Annotated in this window: 18 protein-coding genes; 5 read left to right on the forward strand and 13 right to left on the reverse strand. The window is 50.3% G+C overall.

Features of this window, described 5'->3' with window-relative positions:
- Window positions 1–2: 2 nt before the first annotated feature.
- On the forward strand, window positions 3–830 hold the full coding sequence (locus FHS77_RS12400) for a lytic murein transglycosylase (protein WP_184223835.1): 828 nt from the start codon (window positions 3–5) through the stop codon (window positions 828–830).
- A 72-nt stretch (window positions 831–902) separates the two neighbouring features.
- Here FHS77_RS12400 and FHS77_RS12405 read toward each other — a convergent pair whose 3' ends face one another.
- The 4 genes from FHS77_RS12405 to FHS77_RS12420 form a co-directional block, all read right to left on the reverse strand.
- A complete protein-coding gene (locus tag FHS77_RS12405; RefSeq protein WP_184223837.1) occupies window positions 903–1592 on the reverse strand; it encodes a carbonic anhydrase in 690 nt (229 codons plus the stop codon).
- Window positions 1593–1674: 82 nt separating this feature from the next.
- Window positions 1675–2559 (reverse strand): pyridoxal kinase PdxY, encoded by an 885-nt coding sequence (gene pdxY, locus FHS77_RS12410; protein WP_184223839.1) that lies wholly within the window; start codon window positions 2557–2559, stop codon window positions 1675–1677.
- Between the two features lie 13 nt (window positions 2560–2572).
- Window positions 2573–2872, reverse strand: a complete 300-nt coding sequence (locus tag FHS77_RS12415; protein WP_184223841.1) for a hypothetical protein — start codon at window positions 2870–2872, stop codon at window positions 2573–2575.
- 185 nt (window positions 2873–3057) lie between these two features.
- Window positions 3058–4554: a CoA-acylating methylmalonate-semialdehyde dehydrogenase gene (locus tag FHS77_RS12420; protein WP_184223843.1), complete on the reverse strand. Its 1497-nt coding sequence runs from the start codon at window positions 4552–4554 to the stop codon at window positions 3058–3060.
- Window positions 4555–4702: 148 nt separating this feature from the next.
- On the opposite strand from FHS77_RS12420, the gene FHS77_RS12425 reads away from it, so the two are divergent.
- Window positions 4703–5584, forward strand: coding sequence for a LysR family transcriptional regulator (locus tag FHS77_RS12425; RefSeq protein WP_184223845.1), 882 nt, complete (start codon window positions 4703–4705; stop codon window positions 5582–5584).
- Here FHS77_RS12425 and FHS77_RS12430 read toward each other — a convergent pair.
- Complete coding sequence (locus FHS77_RS12430) at window positions 5581–6234, reverse strand: YoaK family protein (RefSeq protein ID WP_374786262.1); 654 nt, start codon at window positions 6232–6234, stop codon at window positions 5581–5583. The two genes, FHS77_RS12425 and FHS77_RS12430, sit on opposite strands and share 4 nt — an antisense overlap.
- A 239-nt stretch (window positions 6235–6473) precedes the next feature.
- Between FHS77_RS12430 and FHS77_RS12435 the strand changes: the two genes are divergently transcribed.
- Together FHS77_RS12435 and pbpC are read left to right on the forward strand one after the other, a co-directional pair.
- Window positions 6474–11960: an alpha-2-macroglobulin family protein gene (locus tag FHS77_RS12435; protein ID WP_184223847.1), complete on the forward strand. Its 5487-nt coding sequence runs from the start codon at window positions 6474–6476 to the stop codon at window positions 11958–11960.
- Between the two features lies 1 nt (window position 11961).
- Window positions 11962–14073, forward strand: coding sequence for a penicillin-binding protein 1C (pbpC, locus tag FHS77_RS12440; protein WP_184223849.1), 2112 nt, complete (start codon window positions 11962–11964; stop codon window positions 14071–14073).
- On the opposite strand, the gene FHS77_RS12445 is transcribed toward pbpC, so the two are convergent.
- The 7 genes from FHS77_RS12445 to FHS77_RS12475 all read right to left on the reverse strand — a co-directional run bounded on the left by FHS77_RS12445 (window position 14074) and on the right by FHS77_RS12475 (window position 19989).
- Window positions 14074–14328, reverse strand: coding sequence for a GlsB/YeaQ/YmgE family stress response membrane protein (locus tag FHS77_RS12445; RefSeq protein WP_184223851.1), 255 nt, complete (start codon window positions 14326–14328; stop codon window positions 14074–14076).
- 109 nt (window positions 14329–14437) lie between these two features.
- Window positions 14438–14962, reverse strand: a complete 525-nt coding sequence (locus tag FHS77_RS12450; protein WP_184223853.1) for an RNA pyrophosphohydrolase — start codon at window positions 14960–14962, stop codon at window positions 14438–14440.
- 123 nt (window positions 14963–15085) lie between these two features.
- Window positions 15086–16420: a S41 family peptidase gene (locus tag FHS77_RS12455; RefSeq protein WP_184223854.1), complete on the reverse strand. Its 1335-nt coding sequence runs from the start codon at window positions 16418–16420 to the stop codon at window positions 15086–15088.
- A gap of 2 nt (window positions 16421–16422) precedes the next feature.
- Window positions 16423–17739 carry a murein hydrolase activator EnvC family protein gene (locus tag FHS77_RS12460; protein WP_184223856.1) on the reverse strand — a complete coding sequence of 439 codons (1317 nt, stop codon included), beginning with the start codon at window positions 17737–17739 and terminating at the stop codon, window positions 16423–16425.
- Window positions 17740–17909: 170 nt separating this feature from the next.
- Entirely contained in the window at window positions 17910–18392 is a 483-nt protein-coding gene (gene rlmH / locus FHS77_RS12465) for a 23S rRNA (pseudouridine(1915)-N(3))-methyltransferase RlmH (protein WP_184223858.1), read from the reverse strand.
- 57 nt (window positions 18393–18449) lie between these two features.
- A complete protein-coding gene (gene rsfS / locus FHS77_RS12470) occupies window positions 18450–18821 on the reverse strand; it encodes a ribosome silencing factor (protein ID WP_184223873.1) in 372 nt (123 codons plus the stop codon).
- 241 nt (window positions 18822–19062) lie between these two features.
- On the reverse strand, window positions 19063–19989 hold the full coding sequence (locus tag FHS77_RS12475; RefSeq protein ID WP_184223860.1) for a DMT family transporter: 927 nt from the start codon (window positions 19987–19989) through the stop codon (window positions 19063–19065).
- 551 nt (window positions 19990–20540) lie between these two features.
- On the opposite strand from FHS77_RS12475, the gene FHS77_RS12480 reads away from it, so the two are divergent.
- The gene (locus FHS77_RS12480) at window positions 20541–20825 is read left to right on the forward strand and encodes a P-loop NTPase family protein (protein ID WP_184223862.1); all 285 of its coding nucleotides are present in this window, start codon (window positions 20541–20543) and stop codon (window positions 20823–20825) included.
- Window positions 20826–21025: 200 nt separating this feature from the next.
- On the opposite strand, the gene FHS77_RS16440 is transcribed toward FHS77_RS12480, so the two are convergent.
- Window positions 21026–23539, reverse strand: coding sequence for an autotransporter domain-containing protein (locus FHS77_RS16440; RefSeq protein WP_184223864.1), 2514 nt, complete (start codon window positions 23537–23539; stop codon window positions 21026–21028).
- Window positions 23540–23697 lie beyond the last annotated feature (158 nt).

A 23697-nucleotide genomic window follows, 5' to 3' on the forward strand; every position in this document is an offset into this window, starting at 1 on the left:
TAATGGCATTGTCTGCCACAGGTAAATTCTCAGTTGCTGCGGCTGCCCTTTTGGCAGCAAGTGTCATTGGAACAGGTGCTGCCAATGCAGCCCAATGCGGCAATAATGGTGCCGGTTATAATGCATGGCTCAAGCAGACCCTGGCTGAAGCTCCGTCCCGCGGTATTGGTAAAGCCGGCATCAATGCATTGGCCAATACCAAATATGCAACGGCAACTATCAATGCAGACCGTAATCAGAAAAGCTTCAAGCTTTCCCTGAAGGAGTTCATGCAGAAGCGTGGTTCGGACGCCATCATCAAGCGCGGTAAAGCACACAAACAGGCAAATGCTGCGCTGTTTGCCAATATTGAAAAGCGCTACGGCGTACCTGCCGGCCCGCTTCTGGCGATCTGGGGCATGGAAACCGGCTTCGGCAACTATCTTGGCAAGCAGCACACGCTCTCGGCTGTTGCAACTTTGGCTTATGACTGCCGTCGTTCGGCATTCTTTACCGAACAGCTTTATGCAGCCCTCAAACTGATTGACAATAAAGACCTCAATCCCAATGCAATCGGCGCTATGCATGGCGAAATCGGCCAGACCCAGTTCCTGCCATTGAACGTGCTGAAATACGGTGTTGATGGTGATGGCAGCGGCCATATCGACATGATCAATTCCAAAGCAGATGCTCTGGCCTCGACTGCAAACTTCCTTGTCGGCCACGGCTGGAAACGCGGTGCCGGCTACCAGCAGGGTGAGCCAAATTATGGCGCTATTAAAGGCTGGAATGCTGCAACTGTTTACCAGCAATCCATTGCCATTATGGGCAAGGCTATTGACGGCAAATAATCGTCACGCGATATAAAAACAAAAATCCCGCCGGAAGATCATTCCGGCGGGATTTTTGTTGAATTTTTATTTTTAAGAAGCTGACTGTCCGGCAGCCGGTGCCGGAATTACAAACGGATCATCAATATCCGGACGTTTGAAATCGCCGGTTTCTTTATCCATCACCCACAATTCGCCGGTTGAAATATCAAACCATGCGCCATGCAGACTGATACGACCCTTTTTTTCCAGAATATCAACGCACGGGAAAGTACGCAGATTCTGGATTGAATAACGGATCGAGATACGTTCCAGAGCCGTGTGACGTTCACTGTCGGTCATCAGCGTATTGGCGATAACATTTTCCGCAGCCGGTGCCAGAATGCTCATCCATTTGCCGATAAAATCACCCGGCGACAATGGTGCGTGATCCGGCGACAATGCCGCTTTAATACCACCACAACGACCATGCCCAAGCACAACGATATGTTTGACCTTGAGGCTTTGGACTGCAAATTCAAGCGCCGCTGAGGCTGCATGATATTCACCATCCGGCGTATAAGGCGGCATCAGGTTTGCGACATTGCGCAAAACAAAAATTTCACCCGGAGCGGTATCAAAAATAATTTCTGGTGCCGCGCGCGAGTCGCAACACGCAATAACAAGGGTCTGAGGTGTCTGACCAATGTCAGCAAGCTCACGATAACGGGCTGTTTCATGAGCAAAATGATTGTTCATGAAATTACGATAGCCATTGAGGAGTGTGTCTGGAAGATCTGCCATCCCTCTCAAATATCCCTATCGATATTTAAGATCAATAAAATAACACAAGTATCGTTATTTTTTTGGGAACCAGAAATCACACCTACGCACGCAAGTTTTTGCCCGGATGCATCAGCTGGCGCATTTGCACCATTGCCATAGGTGAAGAAAGACTGGCGGCATCCGCTTCCAGCATCAGCTCGTCAGCGCCACGCTTGGCTGCGCGCACCATAATTTCAAACACCGATGCGGTTGTGGTTTGAAGCGCTTTTTCATCCGTCATCCCGTCCAGAATACGGGCGAGGAAAAGTGCCGCTGTCAGATCACCCATACCATTGGTCGGGCCTTCCACATGGCGATGTTCAGCCATATAAGCATGGCCATCTGTCACTAAAAGATTGCCGGTCGAGCCATTCAGCATGCCAAATGAGGACGTTACCAGCATGCGTGAAGGGCCTAAATCCAGTGCTGCTTCCATCAGTTTTTCGTTGTTTTCAGGCGAAACACCGCTCAACCATGCAAGCTCGAAACGGTTCGGCGTGGCGATATCGGCAAGCGGCAATAATTCATCACGGATCGCTGCTGCGGTTGCCTCCGGCACATAAAGACCTTCCCGGTCACCAATCACCGGATCACATAGATAAAGTGTCTGCGGATTACGTGCTTTAATCGCTTTGATCAGTTTGGCAGCCGCTTTTGCCTGTTCTGCATTGCCTAAATAGCCGGTTAAAACCGCACCTACTTCACCAAGCCAGGGTGCGCGTTCCATATCTTCCATCAATTGCTTGAACTGCTGCACTTCCGGCACGATGCGGCCCGCAGGGCCATGACCAGTATGCCACGGCAAAATAACCGTCGGTACAGCCCAGACCGGATGCCCCAGTGTTTCAAGGGCAAAAACCGCGGCGCGGTTGCCGACAGAACCACGCACGACATGGCTTGAGATTACAATAACGGCAGTATTATCAGCAGCAGTTGTATTTGGCATTTTATTATCCGGTTCAGGCTTGCAACAGATAGAGAACCAGCCATAAAATCATGGCCAGCATAATGATAAGACCCAATATCCGTCCGGCGCGTGTTGCCCAGACTTCCACCCGATCCTGGCTGTCAAGTTCACTTGCTTTCAAGTGTTCCCGACCTCGGCTAAAGCTTCGCGCGATGACACCTGTCGCACCAGAGCCGGTTTCTGATTTTATCCGCGCCAGTATGTCTTCCGATTCAGCCTTACGCGCATCATCATATCTTTTTGATGAAAAAGCATTTTCTTTTTCACCTGAAACATCGTCTTTCTGCTGCATCATACCATCCGGTTTAATTTTGCGGTGTGATAAGATCAATCAATATGCAGTGTTATGCCTCTGCTGAATTCCTGCAAGTGAAAAATAATGAAAATAAAAAACCCCGCCATAACTGACGGGGCTTTTTGTTTTTCGCTCACATATCGGCAGCCATAAAAGGCTAAGGACATGCAAAGCTGATATAATTAGTTCATGGTCGGGATAACGAATTCCGCACCATCTTTAACACCTGACGGCCAGCGTGAAGTCACGGTTTTGGTTTTGGTGTAGAAGCGGAATGCGTCAGTACCGTGCTGGTTCAAATCGCCGAAGCCTGAACCTTTCCAGCCACCGAAGGTGTAGTAAGCGATCGGAACAGGAATTGGCACGTTAATACCAACCATGCCAACCTGAACGCGGGAGGCGAAGTCACGGGCTGCATCACCATCACGGGTGAAGATCGCAACACCGTTACCATATTCGTGATCATTTGGCAGAGCCAAAGCTTCTTCATAAGTTTTCGCACGTACAACAGCGAGAACAGGGCCGAAGATTTCTTCTTTATAGATCGACATATCCGGTGTGACGTGGTCGAACAAGCAACCGCCCAGATAGAAGCCTTTTTCATAGCCCTGCATTTTGAAGTCGCGGCCGTCAACAACGAGCTTCGCACCTTCTTTAACGCCTGCATCTACATAACCGCGAACGCGATCAACAGCTGCCTGTGTTACCAGCGGGCCGTAATCTGCGGTGCCATCGGTTGACGGGCCAACACGCAGAGCTTCAACGCGTGGGATCAGTTTTTCCATCAGGCGTTCTGCGGTGTCTTCACCAACAGGAACAGCAACGGAGATCGCCATGCAACGCTCACCGGCAGAACCGTAACCGGCACCGATCAGAGCATCAACAGTTTGGTCCATATCTGCATCAGGCATGATCAGCATATGGTTTTTCGCGCCACCGAAGCACTGAACACGCTTGCCGTTTGCGCAACCGCGGGAGTAGATGTAATGGGCAATTGGTGTGGAACCAACAAAGCCGATTGCTTTTACATCCGGATCATCGAGAAGCGCATCAACGGATTCTTTGTCACCATTGACGACGTTGAAGATACCGGCAGGAAGACCAGCTTCCATGAACAGCTCTGCCAAACGCATCGGCACGCCCGGATCGCGTTCTGAAGGTTTCAGGATGAATGCGTTACCGCAAGCAATCGCAGGACCTGCCTTCCACAGCGGGATCATCGCAGGGAAGTTAAACGGGGTGATACCTGCAACAACGCCCAAAGGCTGACGCATGGAATATGTATCAATGCCTGTACCAGCTGAATCGGTGAATTCACCTTTCATCAGGTGCGGTGCACCAAGGCAGAACTCGATAACTTCAAGACCGCGCTGGATGTCGCCCTTGGCATCAGGAATGGTTTTGCCGTGTTCACGGGCAAGCAATTCTGCCAGGCTGTCATATTCAGCTTCAACCAGTTCAAGAAACTTACGCATAACGCGTGCACGGCGCTGCGGGTTGGTAGCTGCCCATGCTGGCTGTGCTGCTTTTGCATTTTCTACAGCTGCACGTACTTCATCTTTGGTTGCCAGATCAACTGTGCCGCGCACAGTACCGTCGAGCGGCTGGAACACCTCAGTGGTGCGTCCGCTTTTACCTTCAACGTTCTTACCGTTGATAAAATGGCCGTATTTCAACATCGAAGACCTCCCTGAAAAATCTCAAAACCGGCTATCGTTCACAATGAGTCCGATAAACCGCATAATCACATCATCGCTCTGCAAAATAACATTTGCAACTACTCAAAAAGAGTATCCGTTGTGCAAAAACTATAGTAATAGTAATTTTATGAACTGGGATGATATTCGCATTTTCTTGGCAGTCGCCCGCTCCGGCCAGATTTTAGGCGCGGCGCGCAGGCTTGGTATTAATCACACAACGGTGGCGCGACGCCTCACCGCTTTGGAAACTGCCCTGTCAACTACGCTGCTTTCCAGACGCACCAACGGTTCCAGCCTGACACAGGCGGGTGAAGAATTTTTGCTCGCTGCCGAACGCATGGAGGCTGAAATGCTGGCCGCACGCGCCCATGTCGGCAATGCCGATATTGCAGTGGCGGGCACTGTGCGCATTGGGGCACCCGATGGTTTCGGTGTTACCTTTCTGGCGCCACGCCTTGCCAAGCTCACCGCACAATATCCTGATCTGACGGTGCAATTGGTGCCGGTGCCCCGCTCTTTTTCGCTTTCGCGCCGCGAAGCCGATATTGCCATAACGGTGGAGCGTCCCGATCAAGGCCGTTTGGTGGCCAGAAAGCTGGTTGATTATACACTCGGCCTTTATGCGCACAAAGATTATCTGGCTGAACATGGCCTGCCGCAAATGATCGACGAATTAGCCAATCATCGCCTGATCGGTTATGTGGAAGACCTTGTGATTAACCCGTCCCTTGCCTACGCACCGGAAATCAGCCGCGACTGGCGGCCGGATTTTGAAGTTTCCAGCGCGCTTGGTCAGATGGAAGCAGTAAAGGCTGGTGCGGGCATCGGCATTTTGCACGCATTCATTGCCCGTGAGCATCCCAATTTAGTGCCGATATTGCCCGAACGCTTTATCAAGCGTTCTTATTGGCTGGCCTATCATGAAAGTGCGCGCACCTTGCGCCGTGTGACAGCGATTTCCACCCTGATTTCGCAATTGGTGGAAAATGAAAAACGGCTTTTCCTTTAGTCGTTGAATAATTTCAACAAACGGAAAATAAGCACCGCTGAGATAATGACAAACGGAATGCTAAGCGCCATCAAACCCAGCCACAAATCAGCAAATCCGCCGCTGATTGCTCCAACCATCAGGGCAAGCCAGACATAGAAATGCTCAAGCCATCGGCCTTTCGGCACTTCTCCGGTAATAGAGCGTGCCAGATCAGCCGCAGCACTAAACAAGGTTCCGGTAACATAAGTAGCGCCCAGTTTTGCAGTGCCCCTCTGCTGTAATGACGCATTTTGCATGCCCATTGCCGCAGCAAGCAGCAAAGTCGGCTGTAAGTAAACCATGTCGGCTTGTTTGAGTGCGATCACCACGCCGATAAGAACAAGGACACCGGCAAGCACGAAAATATTGCCGTTATGAGCAAAAACACTCATCATCAGGGTGCCTAAAAATGCGCCGGTGAAAAACAATATAATAAGAGCTGCCGGAAACCATACCATCACTTGACCGGTGAAGTTTGGATGTCCGGCAAGGCCGATCCCCAACTGAGTCGTGTTGCCGCTCATAAAAGAAGCAAAGAAACCGCCTAGTTGCAAAAAGGCAATAACATCCACAAAACCAGCCGAAGCGGTCATCAAAAGCCCTGCAATTGTTCTGCCATTAAAAGACAAAGTCTACACCACCCATTACACTTTCAGGCTTTTTTACATGCCACGTCTCAGCCTGACCTGCAAATTCTATCCATACCATTAAGCTTGCACGTTTTTTGTGGATCATAGTCAAAATGCGTCTTTTGTTTTATATTTTGCACATATCTTTTAGGTAATATAAATGTGAGTTTGTATTGACCTGACCTTACCAAGGCCACTTCTGCCTAATAGCTTGATTATAAAACTCAAGGAAGCCTTTCATGTCGTCCAGCCTCAAGCGCATAACACTTGCCCTGATCGCATCATTTTTTATGATGCAACCTGTTATAGCGGCTGAAACGCGGCAAATACAAACCACCGAGAATGGCGATTATTTCGGCTTTGATCTGCGCACTGAGAAAAATCTCTCACTTGATCAATGTAAATCCACTTGTCTGGGCGATAATAATTGCCGCGCTTTTACCTATAATCAAAAAGCGCAATGGTGCTTCCTGAAAAGCGATTATAATCAACTCAATGCTGCAGCCGGTGCCATTGCCGGCAAGATAGTTAATCCTGAAACTGCGCCTGATATTGGCGCCCCGCCTCTGCTGACCTATGTCGGCGATAATATTTTTGAAGAAGCCCGACGTCTGAAAACCAAGCTGGAACAAGCAGACCACGGTGATACCGGTCTTTCAGATTGGCTTGTCATCGCGCAATCGGCATTAAAAAACGGCGACCCGCGCAATGCAACCGAAGCACTACGCCATGCTGCCGGCATTAGTTCTGATGACAGCCGCGTCTGGAATACACTCGCACAGGCAATTTTAAGCACTAAAACTGACAATAGCGAAGAACGCTCCCAATATCGCCGCGATGCAAGTTCGGCAGCTCTGAATGCTTATCAAACGTCGCGCAGCACCAAAACCCGCGCCGATGCACTGGCCTCGCTTGCCACTTCCTTGGAGCGCCGCGATTATAACCGTCCGGCATTGCAAGCCTATGATGCCAGCCTGAATTTAGCCAATTCGGCTTCTGTACGCGCCCTTTATGAAGATTTGCGTGCCCGCAAAGGTTTCCGCATTGTCGATCACAGTGTTGATAATGACAGCGCCTCGCCACGTATTTGTGCCCAATTTTCTGAAGACCTCGTCAAAAGCGGCGTTGATTACGCATCTTTCATCAAAGTCGACAATCAGGCACCTAAAGCTATCGAAGCCAAAGAACGCCAGATTTGCATTGAGGGCTTAAGCCATGGACAGGATTATCAGGTTTCATTCCGTGCTGGTTTGCCATCCAATATTGGCGAAACTTTAAGCTCGACCGTTGTTTTAAATGTCTATGTGCAGGATCGCGCACCTTCAGTACGCTTTACCGGTGACAGCTTTGTGCTGCCATCAACAGCCCGCCGCGGCATTCCGATGGTCAGCATCAATATGGAAACAGCTAAAGTAAAGCTTTTCCGTGTGGGCGACCGCTCCCTTGCGCAGCTTTTGTCCGGCTATCAGTTCCTGCGTCAATTGGATGGCTATGATGTCAGCTCCCTGGTTGACCAGATGGGCGCTCCTGTTTGGGAAGGCGAAATTGAGGTTGCTGACAACCAGCTGAATAAAGAAGCCACCACCAGTTTCCCGATTGATGAAGCGCTGCCGGAACGCAAGCCCGGCGTATACATCATGACTGCCGAACATGCAGATAAAAAAACCGATACCTATGACACGGTCGCAACACAATGGTTTGTTGTCTCCGATATCGGCTTGGCAACTTATACCGGTCAGGACGGTCTGCATGTTTTTGCCCGTTCCCTTGGCTCCGCCAAACCGGTTGCAGATGTCAAACTCACTTTGCTTGCCCGCAACAATGAAATTCTGGGCGAAGCTGTCACGGACAAAGGAGGTAAAGCCATTTTCAATCCGGGCTTAAGCCGCGGAACTGACGGTATGGCGCCTGCCGTGCTCATGGCCGAAAGCACCCATGACCAATCAGACACCGACTTTGTCTTCTTAGATATGACCCGTCCGGGATTTGACCTTTCCGACCGCGGTGTGACAGGCCGTGCAACGCCTGAAACACTGGACGTAATGAGCTGGACAGAACGCGGCATCTACCGTGCCGGTGAAACCGTGCATGTGGCAGCGCTTGCGCGTGATGATAAGGCAGATGCGGTTGAAAAACTGCCGCTGACATTCATTTTCCGTCGTCCTGATGGGGCTGAAGATCGCCGCCTTGTCGTCGACAGCAATTCTGCCGGCGGTTACGCCGTTGATCTGACCTTGATGCCAAACGCTATGCTCGGCACCTGGACGGTTTCAGTTTACACAGATCCGAAGCAAAGCGCTGTGTCTTCACAGATGTTTCTGGTTGAAGATTTTGTGCCTGACCGGATCGAATTTGATCTGACCTCAGACAAATCCGAAATCGGGACAAGCGAAACTGCTCAACTGTCAGTTGATGGCCGCTTCTTATATGGCGCACCAGCTGCCGGTCTGGCACTGGAAGGCGATGTCACTGTTGCCACCAGCCGCAAGTGGGACCGTTTCCCGTCTTATTATTTTGGCCTTGCAGATGAACAAGAAGGCGGCAACACCCGCAACGCACTTAATAATCTCGACAATGCCGATGAAAACGGCAAGGCGACCATTCCGGTTGCTATCAATGAGCTGCCGTCCACCACGCGTCTGTTGTCGGCCCATGTCAATGTGCGCATGCGTGAAACCGGTGGGCGTGCTGTTGAGCGTTCGCTGGATTTAACCATCAAACCACAGACCAATATGATTGGTATCCGTCCGGATTTTGCTGGCGGCGAGGTTCCGCAGGGTGGCACTGCCAAGTTCAGCCTGCTGGCCAGCAATGCCAGCGGCAAGCGCATCGCTATGGACGGTGCAAAATGGTCGCTGATGAAAATTGAGCGTCAATATCAATGGTATCGCAGCGGTAGCTCATGGAATTATGAGGCCGTCACATTTACCAAAGCGGTGGCTGATGGTGAGGTCAATATTGATGAAAACGACGATGTAGCCATATCCATGCCGGTTGACTGGGGGCGCTACCGTCTTGAAGTTGAAACTGCGGATGCCTCCGGCCCTGCGTCTTCCTATGAATTTGATGCAGGCTGGTATGTTTCTTCAACATCCACCGAAACACCGGACGGCTTGGAAATTGCCCTTGATAAAGAGCAATATGCCATTGGCGACACTGCAAAACTCAATATCTCCCCACGTTTTGCCGGTGAAATGCTGATTACAATCGGCACTGAAAAACTAATCCAGACTATTAATGTCAGTGTGCCGGAAAACGGTCTGATCGTTGATATTCCGGTTGATGCAAGTTTTGGGGCGGGCACATATGTAACCGCAACCCTTTATCGTCCGGGTAGTGCCACGACAAGCCGAATGCCAGCACGCGCTATCGGCCTGAAATGGCTGAAAGTTGACCCGGAACTGAGAAGTCTGGCCATTGATCTGGCATTGCCTGAAAAAACCGAACCAAAATCAACGCTCTCTGTACCGGTTACCGTTACAAATGCTGGCAACCAGCAAGCCTATGTAATGGTGGCGGCAGTTGATGTCGGCATTTTGAACCTCACCCGTTATAGCGCGCCAAATCCCGAAGACTGGTTCTTCGGTCAGCGTCAATTGGGGCTTGAAATGCGCGACATTTATGGTCGCCTCATTGATGGCTCACTCGGTGTCACCGGCAAGTTACGCACCGGTGGTGACGGCGGCAATATGGGCTCAGAGGGCAGCCCTCCGACCGAAAAACTGCTGGCGCTTTTCTCCGGCATTGTCGAGCTTGACAGTGACGGCAAAGCGATAATCGATTTTGACCTGCCGCAATTTAACGGCACCGCCAGAGTTATGGCTGTCGCATGGACAAAATCAGCCCTTGGTCATGCTGAAAAAGACGTGATCATCCGTGATCCGTTGGTCATTACCGCCGGGATGCCACGCTTTATGGCACCGGGTGACATGTCCACCATCCGTTTTGACATCGCCAATACAGATGCACCGGACGGCGATTATCAATTGACCGTTGAAACCAGCGACAACCTTAACGTCAGCGATGATGCAGCCTCTCAGACCCTGTCGCTTCAGGGCGGAAAACGCATTTCGGTGACGGTACCGCTGGAAGCGCAGGCAACCGGTGACGGGTTTGTAACCATCCGTGTGGCGAATGATAGCGGCATCATGGTTGAGCAGATTTTGAACCTCAATGTGCGCCCTGTGGATCTGCCGATCACCAGCCGCTATGTGGTGGATTTATCTGCCGGTCAGGGCTTGACCATCGACGGCGAACTTCTCTCACAAAACCTGCTGGATGGCGCTCATGTCAGTGTGGATGTCAGCCGCAATGCTGCATTTGACATCACTTCCATGTTGCTGGCGCTTGATCGCTATCCTTATGGCTGCACCGAGCAGACTACCAGCCGTGCAATGCCATTGCTATATTTGCAGGAAATGGCTGCAAGCACCAAAGATGCAATTAGCAGCGATGATCAGGATGCGATTAAAACCCGCGTTCAGGATGCGATTTACCGTGTGCTGAACTTCCAGTCTTCGTCAGGTTCATTCGGTCTTTGGGGGCCGGGCTCCAACGATCCTTGGCTGGATGCTTATGTCACCGACTTCCTGACCCGTGCACGTGAAAAGGACTATATTGTACCTGAACGTGCGCTTGTCTCAGCCTTGAATAATTTGCAAAATGCGCTGAGCTACAACACCAATATTCAAGAGCACGGCAATGAAATTGCCTATGCGCTTTATGTATTGGCACGCAACAAAAAGGCATCAGTCGGTGATCTGCGTTATTATGCAGATACACAGCTGGAAGCTTTTGAAAGCCCGATGGCTGTGGCACAAATTGCAGCAGCACTCTCGCTTTATGGCGATCAGCCACGCTCGGACCGTACCTTTCAAGCAGCGCTCAATTTCAGCCAGCTGACACCGAAACATAACTACAACCGCACAGATTATGGTTCACGTCTGCGCGATGGCGCGGCTGTGCTGGCACTGGCTGCCGAAACCAAGCCGATGCCCAAAATCGTACCGGAGCTGGTTAAACTTGTTGGTCAGATGCGTCAGGAAAGCCGCTATATGAGCACACAAGATCAGGCATGGATGCTGCTAGCAGCACGCGGTTTGCAGGAAAACAACTCCAGCATCAAACTGGATGTTGACGGCACAATTTATGATGGTCAGTTCTCGCAGCGTTATAGCGGTGTTGCGCTGGAACAATCACCGGTCAACCTCAACAATCAAAGCACTGATCCGGTGCAAGCAGTGATTACGGCTGTTGCCCCACCGGCGCAATCACTGCCGGCCGGTGGTGACGGTTTCAACATTCAGCGCACATATTACACCTTGGATGGTGAAGAAACCAACATCACCAGTGTGGAGCAGAACCAGCGCTTTGTTGTCGTCTTAAAGGTTGATGATTTGCAAAACTGGGCATCACGCGTGCTGGTCACTGACCTGTTGCCAGCTGGTTTTGAAATCGACAATCCGCGTCTGGTAAACAGTGCTGATCTGGTTAATTTCTCATGGCTGGAACGTACCGAAGCCGCCCATCTCGAATTCCGCAATGATCGTTTTGTGGCAGCTTTTGACCGCGATGCAGGCAATAAAAAGCAAATTACCCTTGCTTATGTGGTGCGTGCGGTAACACCTGGTATTTACACCCATCCTGCCGCAACGGTTGAGGACATGTATCGCCCACAGTTTTCGGCGCGTACATCCACCGGCATGATGGAAGTCGCAACGCCTTAACATGTTGCGACTTGGTAAATTGGGGAAAAAAATACTCATTGGCGGTGCCCTTTTTGTAAGCGGCATCGCCATTGTGGGTACAATTAGCCTGAACATGCTGGATCAGGCTTTCCCGCCCCCTCTGCCTGAACGCTTGACCGTTTCCACCGAAATCGTGGATCGTGATGATCATTTATTGCGCGCCTTCACCACCCCTGACGGCTATTGGCGGCTAAACACCAAAATCGAAGATGTCGATCCGCTGCTCGTTAAAATGCTGATCGCCTATGAAGATAAGCGTTTCTACGATCATGCGGGCATTGATTTTTGGGCGCTTTTACGTGCAGCCAAACAGCTTGTCACCAATGGGCGGATTGTGTCCGGCGGCTCCACTTTGTCGATGCAGTTGGCACGTCTGATCGAACCGCGTGAAAACCGCAATCTCGGTTCCAAATTTTTGCAAATTGCCCGCGCTGTTCAAATTGAACGCCGCCTCACCAAAGAACAAATCCTCGAACGCTATCTGACACTTGCGCCCTATGGCGGCAATCTGGAAGGTGTGCGCTCCGCGTCACTTGCATATTTTGGTCAAGAGCCTAAACGCCTGACCACCGCGCAAGCGGCACTCCTTGTTGCCCTGCCGCAATTGCCCGAACGCCGCCGCCCTGACCGCTACCGTGAAAACGCCCAAAATGCGCGTGACCGTGTGCTGGCCAGAATGGAAAATGCCGAGATTATTTCCGCGCAGGAAGTAATCCGCAGCCAACGCGAGATGGTAGCATCCAAACGTTTTGCATTACCGGCATTAGCGGCGCATTTATCGGATGAGGCGATCAAAAAAGATCCGAGCAATCCGCGCCATCAATTGACCTTAATGAAACAAGCGCAACAAGGATTGGAAGATGTTGCTAAAGCTCATGCCACAAAAATCGGCAATAAAACCTCTGTCGCCATTATTTTGGCCGACAGCCGCAATGGCAATATTCTAGCCTCCGTTGGTTCTGCCAATTATTTTGATAGCCGCATTCAGGGCTGGATTGATATGAGCCGCGCTGTCCGCTCACCCGGTTCAACGCTCAAACCCTTCATTTATGGCTTGGCCTTTGAACAAGGCTTGATCGCACAGGAAACAATCATTCAGGATCGACCAACCGATTTTGCCGGTTATCGTCCGCGCAATTTTGATATGAGTTATCAAGGCGATGTCACCATCCGCCAGGCGCTGCAAATGTCGTTGAATGTGCCAACCATCAGCTTGCTGGATGCTGTCGGGCCATTGCAACTGACCACCCGTTTTCGTCAGGCTGGCGTAACATTGCAATTGCCTAAAAATGAAGCTCCCGGTCTTGCGATCGGTTTAGGCGGCGCAGGCATCAATTTGCGCGACCTTGTGCAGCTTTACACCGGCCTTGCCAATGGCGGCAAAACCGCCACATTGCGAGACGGCACCGAAAAAACAGAACCGGCCGTCAGCGGCGCCACAATTTTAAGCGAAACTGCCACATGGCAGATTGCTGATATTTTATCCGGCATTCGCCCTCCCGAAGGTGCAGCGCGGCGCATTCTGGCTTATAAAACCGGCACGTCCTATGGCTATCGCGATGCATGGTCTGTTGGTTATGACGGGCGCTATGTGACAGGCGTTTGGGTTGGCCGCGCTGATGGCGGCCCTGTTGCAGGTTTGACCGGATATTTATCAGCAGCCCCCATTTTGTTTGAAGCTTTTGTCAAATCCGGTTTAGCGGCAGTGCCCTTCCCGCGCGCGCCTTATGGGGCGCTGCATTTAAACAGCAACGAACTGCCCGTCACATTAGGGCGTTTTTCCAATGTCAATGACGGCCTCATCATGCTCAAAGCGACAGCAGAACCGGCACCACAAATCACCTTCCCGCCCAATGGTGTGCATGTGGAACTCACTCCCAATAACGGACCCAATGGTGAGAAAGCATCACCTTTGGTTTTAAAAATGCAAGGCGGGCGCGCACCGTTTCGCTGGCTGGCCAATGGCAAACCTTTAGGCGAACCGGAACGCCGACGCACTATACAATGGCAACCTGATGGCATTGGTTATTCCACACTGACTGTGATTGATGCGGCAGGCCGCGCAGCCAGTGTGAAAATTTTTGTCGAATAATCACGCTCGTTTAATAACGCGCAAAACAACCAGCAAAATCGCCGCGCCAATAAAAGCATTGACTACAGAAGCGATAAAGCCGCCACCAACACTAAAGCCAAGACGCGGCAATAGCCAACCGGCAAAAAATGCGCCGATTACACCAATCACGATATTGCCGATCATGCCGAAACCGCCGCCACGCACTATAGTGCCTGCCAGCCAACCAGCAACCAAACCAACAATCAGAAATACAATAAGGCTTTGTCCGTCCATTATGTTTCCTTCGCAAGAAAATTACGTGACGGACAAAGTTTCCTCAAGATACAGAAATTTACAAGTCTATTTATTGAGCCACAGTCAGAATAGAGTCTGACGCTTTAATTTATGGTGCCAAATGGCGGAAATTACGCACAACTTCCTGATATAATTTGCGCTTAAATGGTACAATCAGCTGTGGCAGATCATCCATCGGTTTCCATTCCCAAGCGTCAAATTCTGCAACTTCGTCCCCCGGAGGCGGATTAATAGCAATTTCGTTTTCATCGCCTTCAAAGCGATAGGCAAACCATTTTTGTGTCTGGCCGCGATATTTGCCCTTAAGCGCTTTCCCGATCAAATGTACCGGCAGATCATAATTAATCCACTCCGGTGCTTCCGCCAGCAGCGAAACCGAGCGCATTCCGGTTTCTTCATAAAGCTCTCGCAAAGCTGCCTCAACCGGTTCTTCGCCTTTATCAATGCCGCCTTGAGGCATTTGCCAAAGCTGCGTTGCGCCTTCCATCTCACCTTCCGGCACGATGATACGCCGGCCAGACCACACCAACCCGTCACGGTTTAAAACCATCAAGCCCACACAAGGGCGGTAAGGTAAAGTTTCAGGATCAATCAGCTTCTGTTTGTCAGCCATCCGGCATACTCCGTCTTCATCTGCCCTATTCTATAAGGCATCTTTATCAACAAAACATAACAAAAAAGCGGATGCAAAAATTGCACCCGCTTTTTACATTATAAGGATGTTTCCGTGCAGAGATTACTCTGCGAGCGCTGCTTTTTTAGGATCCGGCGGGAAGGCCGCATTCTTTTCTTCACCGCGCAAAAGCTTCAACGCTTCAGCCAGCTGGACATCGTCTTTTGGCTCGGCCGGTACATAGGCCGGTGACCCTGAACCTTCTTCATCCTCAATGGCACCTTTAATATGCCCCTTGAGGCCGGATTCACCACGCGTCACATCTTCACCGCGAAGCTCCGGTGGCAATGGTTGCTCCACTTTGATGTCAGGCGTAATGCCTTTGCCCTGAATAGACTTTCCGGACGGGGTATAATAAAGCGCTGTGGTCAGACGCAATGAACCATTTTCGCCAAGCGGAATAATAGTCTGCACTGAGCCTTTACCAAAGCTTTGTGTACCAAGCACGGTTGCACGGCGATGGTCCTGCAAGGCACCCGCCACAATTTCAGACGCAGACGCAGAACCACCATTGACCATGACAATAATCGGCTTGCCATCCACCAAATCACCGCTGCGCGCATCAAAGCGGGTAACATCCTGCGGATCACGGCCTCGGGTTGAAACGATTTCACCCTTATCAAGGAAGGCATCCGAAACAGCGACAGCCTGATCGAGCAGACCACCCGGATTGAGACGCAGATCAAGGACAAAACCTTTCAGCTTGTCTTCAGGAATTTGCGACTGGATGTCTTTGATGGCTTTTTTCAGATCATCAAAAGTCTGTTCAGTAAAGGAAATGACGCGCAAATAACCGACATCGCCTTCAACGCGGTAACGGACAGCCTTCACCTTCACCACATCACGGGTAATTTTCAGCTTAATCGGCTTATCAACGCCCTGACGGATCAATGTCAGTTCAATTGAAGTGTTGATCGGGCCGCGCATTTTGTCGACAGCATCATTGAGGCTGAGGCCGCGCACTTCAGCACCGTCAATCTGGCTGATCAGATCACCAGCCAACACACCGGCTTTGGAAGCGGGCGTATCATCAATCGGCGCAATCACTTTAACCAGATCGCCATCCATCGTCACTTCAATGCCAAGGCCGCCAAATTCGCCCTTGGTTTGAACGCGCATATCTTGTGCGGCTTCCGGATTAAGATAGGAGGAGTGCGGATCAAGCGATGTCAGCATGCCGTTAATGGCGCTTTCCACCAGCTTCTGCTCATCAGGCGGCGTTACATACTGGCCGCGCACACGCTCAAAAATATCGCCGAACACAGCGAGCTTTTTATAGGTATCGCTCGACGCGCCGGAGGCTGCATTGGCAATGGAGGCAGGTGCTCCCTGAACCATCACAATTGCTGATGCGCCCATTAAGGCTCCGGCAAAAAGCAGCGATAATTTACGTATCATTTCTATGTCCTTCCCGAAAGCCGCTCGGCCCACCACGGAGCCGGGTCGACGGGTTTTCCATCTTTTCTAAATTCGATGTAAAGTAAAGGGGCGCTGTCATCAACATTCACTGACGCAACGCTGGCCAAAAGCTTTTCTCCCATAGTGCCGACAGGTTCTCCCGCTAGCATAAACTGTCCTTGTGACACATTGATTCGCCCCATACCCGCCATGACGACATGGTATCCGCCACCGGCATCGAGTATCAAGAGTTGCCCGTAAGAACGGAAAACCCCTGCATATAACACAACGCCATCGGAAGGTGACGTAATCGTGGCAGAAGGAGGAGTTTGTAAAATTTCTCCCATCATTGTGCCGCCAAGACCATCATTTGCACCAAATTTGCGAATGATTTTACCGGCTGCCGGAAACCCGAGCTGCCCTTGCAGCTTTTCAAAGCTGCCCTCAGCAATCAAATGACTGGTATCAGCCACGCCCTGTTCGGCACGTTCTTGCCCTGCGGCCAACCGGTCAGCTTCGGCACGTTTAGCAGCTTCCGCAGCAGAACGCACACCATCCATTTGCTTGTCCAGTCCGGCAATCAGCTCCTGCAAGCTGGTGGCTTTTGCAGCCAATGCTTCCGAAGTTTTGCGCATGACAAGCAATTCATCAGTGGAGGTTTCCTGAAGTTTTTTCTTTTCTTCCAGCAGCAATTCCTGCCGTTTATGCTCTTCAGCCTGTTCCTTGCGTGCTGTCACCAGTCGTTGTTGTTCAGCAGTAATGGAAGCGGTTAATCGCTCCATTTCCTTCAAATCATCCATCAGCTCTTCGGTTTGCTGACGCATTTCCGGCACAACAGCACCCAGCAAAACGGCGCTGCGCACGGAGGCCAAAGCATCATCAGGGCGCACCAAAATTGCAGGCGGCGGGTTTAAACCCATCCGCTGAAGAGCTGCCAGCACTTCAGCCAACGCGCCACGCCGTGATTGCAATGATACGCGGATGCCATCTTCCTGCTCTAGCAACGAAATCAAGCGCTCACCCGTATCAGCAATATCTTGCTCGAGTTTCTTGTCAGTTTTGGCAGATTGAATAAGGGCTGCACTTAAACTCGCCTGATCCTTTTTGAGAGCGGCGACTTCCGCCTCCATCTGGTTCAGTTTTTCTTGTGTGATCAGCACTTCTTCATTTAATTTTCGCAGTTCAGCATCAGCTTTTTCACGTTCAAGCTGCATGGGGGTCTGCGCAAAAACCGGTGCAGACACAAAACCAACCGTCATTGCCATAGCCGCAACACCAAAAAAGCCGCGCCAGACCATAGCCTGCGCAACCTTAAGCATCGCTCTTTGAAGGTGATGACATAATGACATTTAGTCTATTCTATCCGGCTTTATCCTGAACTTTATTGATCAAATCGTTTTTATGTATGTTCCCAAATCCGGTTGCCCATTTTGGGAAACATATTCGGGATAATCTTATCCCATATCTTATTAATGAATTCCTATGGAATTCAAGAACGGTGATAAGGATGTCCGGAAAGAATAGTTGCAGCACGATAAAGCTGCTCAGCCACCAAAATACGGGCGATCTGATGCGGCCATGTCAGCGAGCCAAGCGCCAGAACCAAATCCGCTCTTTGCCGCAAACGCGGATCATGCCCGTCAGGCCCGCCAATGGCCACAATCAGCTGACGTTTGCCGTCATCGCGCAGTCGCCCCATTTGTCCGGCAAAGTCTTCAGAGCTTAGCGCCTTGCCGCGTTCATCCAAAAGAATAAGCCCTGCACCGGCATCAAGCGCTTCAAACAGGCGCGCAGCTTCTTCTGCTTTTCGCAAATCCACTGTCTGTGCCCGGCTTTCAGTGATTTCGCTCACACCTTGAAAATCAAAGCCCAGCGGACTGCCTGCCTTGGAAAACCGGTCAAAATAACGGTCGGCCAATTCACGTTCCGGTCCGGCCTTCATTCGTCCGACGGCAAAAACTGTAATACGCATGGATTTATTCGCAAAAAGTAATTTGCCCTTCCGGTGAAGCGAAAGGGCAAAATTTCATTAATGGACTGTTTCTGTTTTGCGCAGATCTTGTTTATCTGCATCAACCCAGATTTTTTCCAGATTATAAAATTCGCGGATTTCAGGGCGGAAGATATGAACGATAATATCGCCTGTATCAATCAACACCCAGTCGCCGCCTTCAAGGCCTTCCACTTTAATATCGCGATAGCCTGCTTCACGCAGAGCACGCAACAAATGGTCTGCCGCAGCCGCAACATGGCGATGCGAGCGCCCTGACGCGATAATCATATAATCGCCCAGTGCAGATTTTCCACGCATATCAATCGGGATAATGTCCTCAGCCTTGGAATCATCCAATGTGGCGAGTGCGAGTTCGAAAGCCTCTAAGACGCGCTTGGCATCGTCCATTGCGGCTGTTGAAAGTGTGGTTTTCACTTTCTTATCAGTAGCTGTTCTCAGTGTCTTGCCTTCCGTTAAGAACAACGCAAATACGGCTCATACACGCCGTACTGCTAAAATGTGGCAGAATCTCATATCAGTTTTGTGACATATAACATATTTACCAAGCAAAAGCACGGGAAATAGCACAGATAATGATGCCCGCTTCTCGTAGAGAAACGGGCAAATATGACAAGCTTTCAAGCTCAGCTCAGTTTTTCTGAATATCCGTCAATTCTGTGTTCAAAACAGGTGCACCATCGGCTGGCACCACAGCCAAAGGCTCTGACACGCCGCGCTGACGTTCGCGAACAAAGGTGAAAAAGCCAGAGATAATAATTAAAACCGTACCCAAAACCATCGGCATGTCCACACGGTCATGGAAAACAAAATAGCCAAATAGAAGAGCCCAGATCATCTGGCTATATTGCGGAGAGGCAATAGCACTGGCGGGTGCGCGAAAAGCTGCAAACATCAGCAACACATTACCAAGCGCTGCCAACAAGCCATAACCGGCAAGATAAATCCATTGAACAGTGTCCGGTGCTTGATAATTGGGCACGGCTAAAAAGCCTGCGATGACAATCGGGCCAAGCAATCCGCTGGTATAAAGCGATATGCGTTTTTCCCGCGTGCCCATAACGCGATAGATAATAATCCCGATCGCACCACCCATACCGGCAACCAAAGCGCCTAAATGACCAAGCGATAACTCACGGAAACCGGGGCGCAAGATAATCAACACGCCGATAAAACCAATAATCACCGCAGACCAGCGACGCCAGCCCACTTTTTCGCCCAAGAACAAAACCGACAAGATAGTTACAAAAGCGGGCAGCAAGAATATCAGCGCGAATGCTTCCGCCATTGATAAATAGGTGAATGCCGCCACACTACCAATGGTGCCCATCGCCGAGCTGACAATGCGCAAGAGCCAGATCGGACGGTTTGACGTGCGGAACATGTCCAGCCACTTATCATTAGCACCCTTCATAAAAGGCACGCCGCACAGGCCAAAAACCGCGCCCAGCGAGGCAATCTGATATGGTGACAATGAGCCGTCAATGAACTTAACGCACGCATCGCTGACGGCGTATGCTGCGTAAGATGCAAACGCGAGAAGAATTCCGTAAACCATTATGATATGCCTAAAAACGCACATGCCTGCCATGTCAGCGTTTAGTTTATGTATGCTAAAATGCTCATATTGGCAAAGCCAATATAATACTATGGATTTTTATGGGCAACGGGTGTTAATATCCGCCAGAAAATCATTATATCATTTTAAATTATTCATTTTTTACCTTTTTAATTCAGCTACTTAAGGATAAGGTTTCTATAATTCATTATTTTTACAGTTTAATGACATCACTGAAAACTCACTGACATAATCGCCCTTTATAATGGTGCCGAATATGACGAAGTCATAAGATTTTACCAATCTTGATCAGGGTTTCAGACTGGCATTTATTTTTCTACGTAGGCTTTTGTGGCAGATAACGCCCGTAAAATTGCATGTAATGATATTTTGAAAGCAGTTGGAAAAATTGATTTAGCCGCATTGCTCGGCTGGCATGACATCAAACAAAAATATATACGCTCATCACTTGGCCCTTTCTGGCTGACACTCAGCATGGCAGTCCACAACTGGCTGGCGCCGGCATAAATATTCAGGCACAGATTGCAGCTGTGTCGCGTCTTTCCGCTGAACAGCGCGCGCGTCTTGCCATGCTGCTTTTGCGTTTAACTGAACCGCACTTATATCTGCTGGATGAGCCGACAAACCATCTGGATATTGAAGGTCAGGACTTGTTGGAAAACGAGTTGAACGAGCATGAAACGACTTGCCTTCTTGTCAGCCATGACCGTGCTTTTATCACCAATTTCGCGACACGGTCCTGGGTCATTGAAAACAAAAAACTCATCGAGGTCGATGATCCGGCTCCTGTCTTTGCCAAATTGATTGCAGAATAAATAAAAAAACAGCGACGCTTTTATCAAAGCGCCGCTATTATTATTTCACGAGAGAAAGAGCCTCAGCAAAACCATTCGACAGCCCAGTCAGCGATAAAGTCTGCTGGTTGCTCTCTTATGGTGTAGCTTGCACCACAGCACCCATGATGACAACCAATGCGCCCAGACAAAAAGTTTTGACATTCATCATCTGTTTGCCATTACCAGCGCAGACGCAAACCGCCGGAACCCGACACATCATGATTGGAACCGGAGAAACTGCCTGTAACTTTACCATATAGCGACAGACCTGTTTCAATCTGCAAGTTAAAGCCTGCTTCCAGTTGTGCAGAATTACGCGGTTGTGCTGCCCCATGCACGACAAACTCATAGCCAGGTGCAGTTATAAAGCCTGCTTCAACCGAGCGCTTATTGGCAAATTCATGCACCCATGCCGCACGTAGATAAGGTGAGAAATGAGCATTATCACCAAGGTCAATGCGCGTATCAACCTGTGCACCTAAGGAAAGCCGCACAGAATGAATGGTTCTGCTCTTATAATAAAGCGCCAGATCGCCACCGGTAATATCCGCATATTCGGTTGAGCTGTTCATATGGAAGCTCGACAATTGCAAGGCAGCAAACGGGGTGACCTGCACACCGCCCAGATCCATACGATAACCGGTCTCAAGACGCGCATTAATGCCATAACCGGAGAAGTCGTTCTGTAGACGATCCGAGAAGCCCGCATTGCCCGCAGCCGGCAAAATAGCCGCCAAGCGATCAGTGCTCGCATTAAACCAATCCACACCGACAAGACCATCGACGTAGAAATTATTATGGCGATAAGCACCATAAATCGCGGTGCGTCCGATTTCGATATCACCTTTAGTCAGGCGGTCATTCACTTTGAAATCAGCCTTGCTCATGCCTACAGAGAAACCAAGCAACAGGTCTTTGGTCAGCTCATAATCAAGCCCCGCAGCCATGCCCTTGCTGTGGCTTTTCAGGTCGCCTGAACCGACCACATAAGGATCGCCCTTGATGCTGGTATTGCTGCCGAAACCGGAATACCAGCCACGCCACAAGCTCTCAACACATAGATTATTTTTGAGCGTGCAGTTTTGGTCAGTTTGACCGCTAGCCTGACGGTAAGGATTGCTCCAAATATTGGTCTGCTGTGAAACCGCACCGATAAAGGCATTGGTGTCGGAGAAATAAGCCTGCTGTGCACCGGCAGTGCCTTCACCGTCAATCAGATCATAGGTTCTTTGCAGGCTTGCAATATCGGCCTGTGCAAAGATAGCCGACGCCAATGGACGGAAAGCCGGAGACGTCTGATCAAACTGAATATCATTGATGGTGTTACCAACGGCAATACCATTTTCCGTCAAACCTTTAGCCGCATAATCAATATTGGCACCAAGCACGGTTTCATGTTCAGTATAGCCAAGGGTGAAGGTTGCAACAGCTGTGTCTGGCGCTTCCAGTTTCATGCCGTCATCCTGCACGCCACCTTCTGCACGCACGATCACATAATCATTCTGTCCGCTTTTGGCATGGCCGGTATTGCTGATGTTCACCGGCAAATGACCACCCAGATTAGCCTGTCCGGTCACATCAAGACGATCTGCCTTGCCGGATGCCGAAGGCGTGGATGCAGCAATGCGCATGTTTTGACCTGCGGCACCACCATCGGCAAAATCCAGATCAACCAGATAGTTCCCTGTTTCAGTCTGATCAAAATTACCATCAATCACCGTTGTTTCAACCGCGCCGATACCGCCGGAAGTTAAAACACCCGTATTGGTAAAGAGTGAATCTGACTGACCACCAAGACCGATATATGTACCGGCAACAATCCAGGCGTCTTGATTATTGGTAAATCGATTGGAACCAATGCCCATATCGATAATACCAACGACAAGCCCGCTATTGGAAATATCCGTTGTACCGGTTGTGCCTTGAATAGCCATGCCATCAACCCAGCCAGCGGCAAATAATTTGCCGTCTGCACCCGGAATATAGCCAAGCTTGTCGCCAAGAGCGGTAATTGTGCCATGATTGGCAAGGCTGTTTTTTGCGCCATCAATAATACTGACACCCGCGCCGCCAGCACTGCCACCCACAAGCAGACTTTCTGCCTGCACAACAATATCAATATTACCGTTCGTTGCGCCGGTGCTTTGCGCATAAATAGCCGAAGCACCTTCCCCTCTGGCAATCAAATTGCCTGAATGGTCGATAGAGACATTTCCGGCCTGCCCGCCGCCGAACGTGACAAAGTCAAATGCCTCGAACTCAAACGCTGAAGCTTGTGCCAGTTGCGGCATGGCACGCGATGCAAAGAGTGTATCCGTTTCCACGACAGAGGTTGCAGTCAATGCATTGGAACCTGCACCATTTGTTACCACAGTAGCGGAATTGGCAAGGCTGACATCGCCCGCACTTGTCTTACCCAAAGATTTTGCCGTAATGCCGTTTGCATTAGCTCCGGCTGTCACTACATCACCTGTATTATGAATGGTAACCGCACCGGCAACAGCGCCTTCTGATAAAGCAGTGATCGCATAAGCCGCATTGCCAGTGGTCAATAAGTCACCGCTATTTTCAACACTGACATCACCGGCATCGCCATACTTTGCACCTACCGCAGTTCCACCCTGTGAATCTGCGGCAATCGCATGCGCGCGGTTGCCGGATGTAACAATAACACCACTATTGATTACGCTCACCGAGCCTGCATCGCCACCTGCGCCATTTGTTGTTTCATGGAGGCTTCTGTGGTTGCCGCCCGTAATGCAAGAAGTTTCTTCCCCGTATGAGATGTGATCGAGTGCGGTCTTCTGTCAGGCCTACAACTGCGGCACTTCTGAAGCCGCTGGCCGATATG

Source organism: Paenochrobactrum gallinarii (assembly GCF_014205685.1).
Classification (GTDB): Bacteria; Pseudomonadota; Alphaproteobacteria; order Rhizobiales; family Rhizobiaceae; genus Paenochrobactrum; species Paenochrobactrum gallinarii.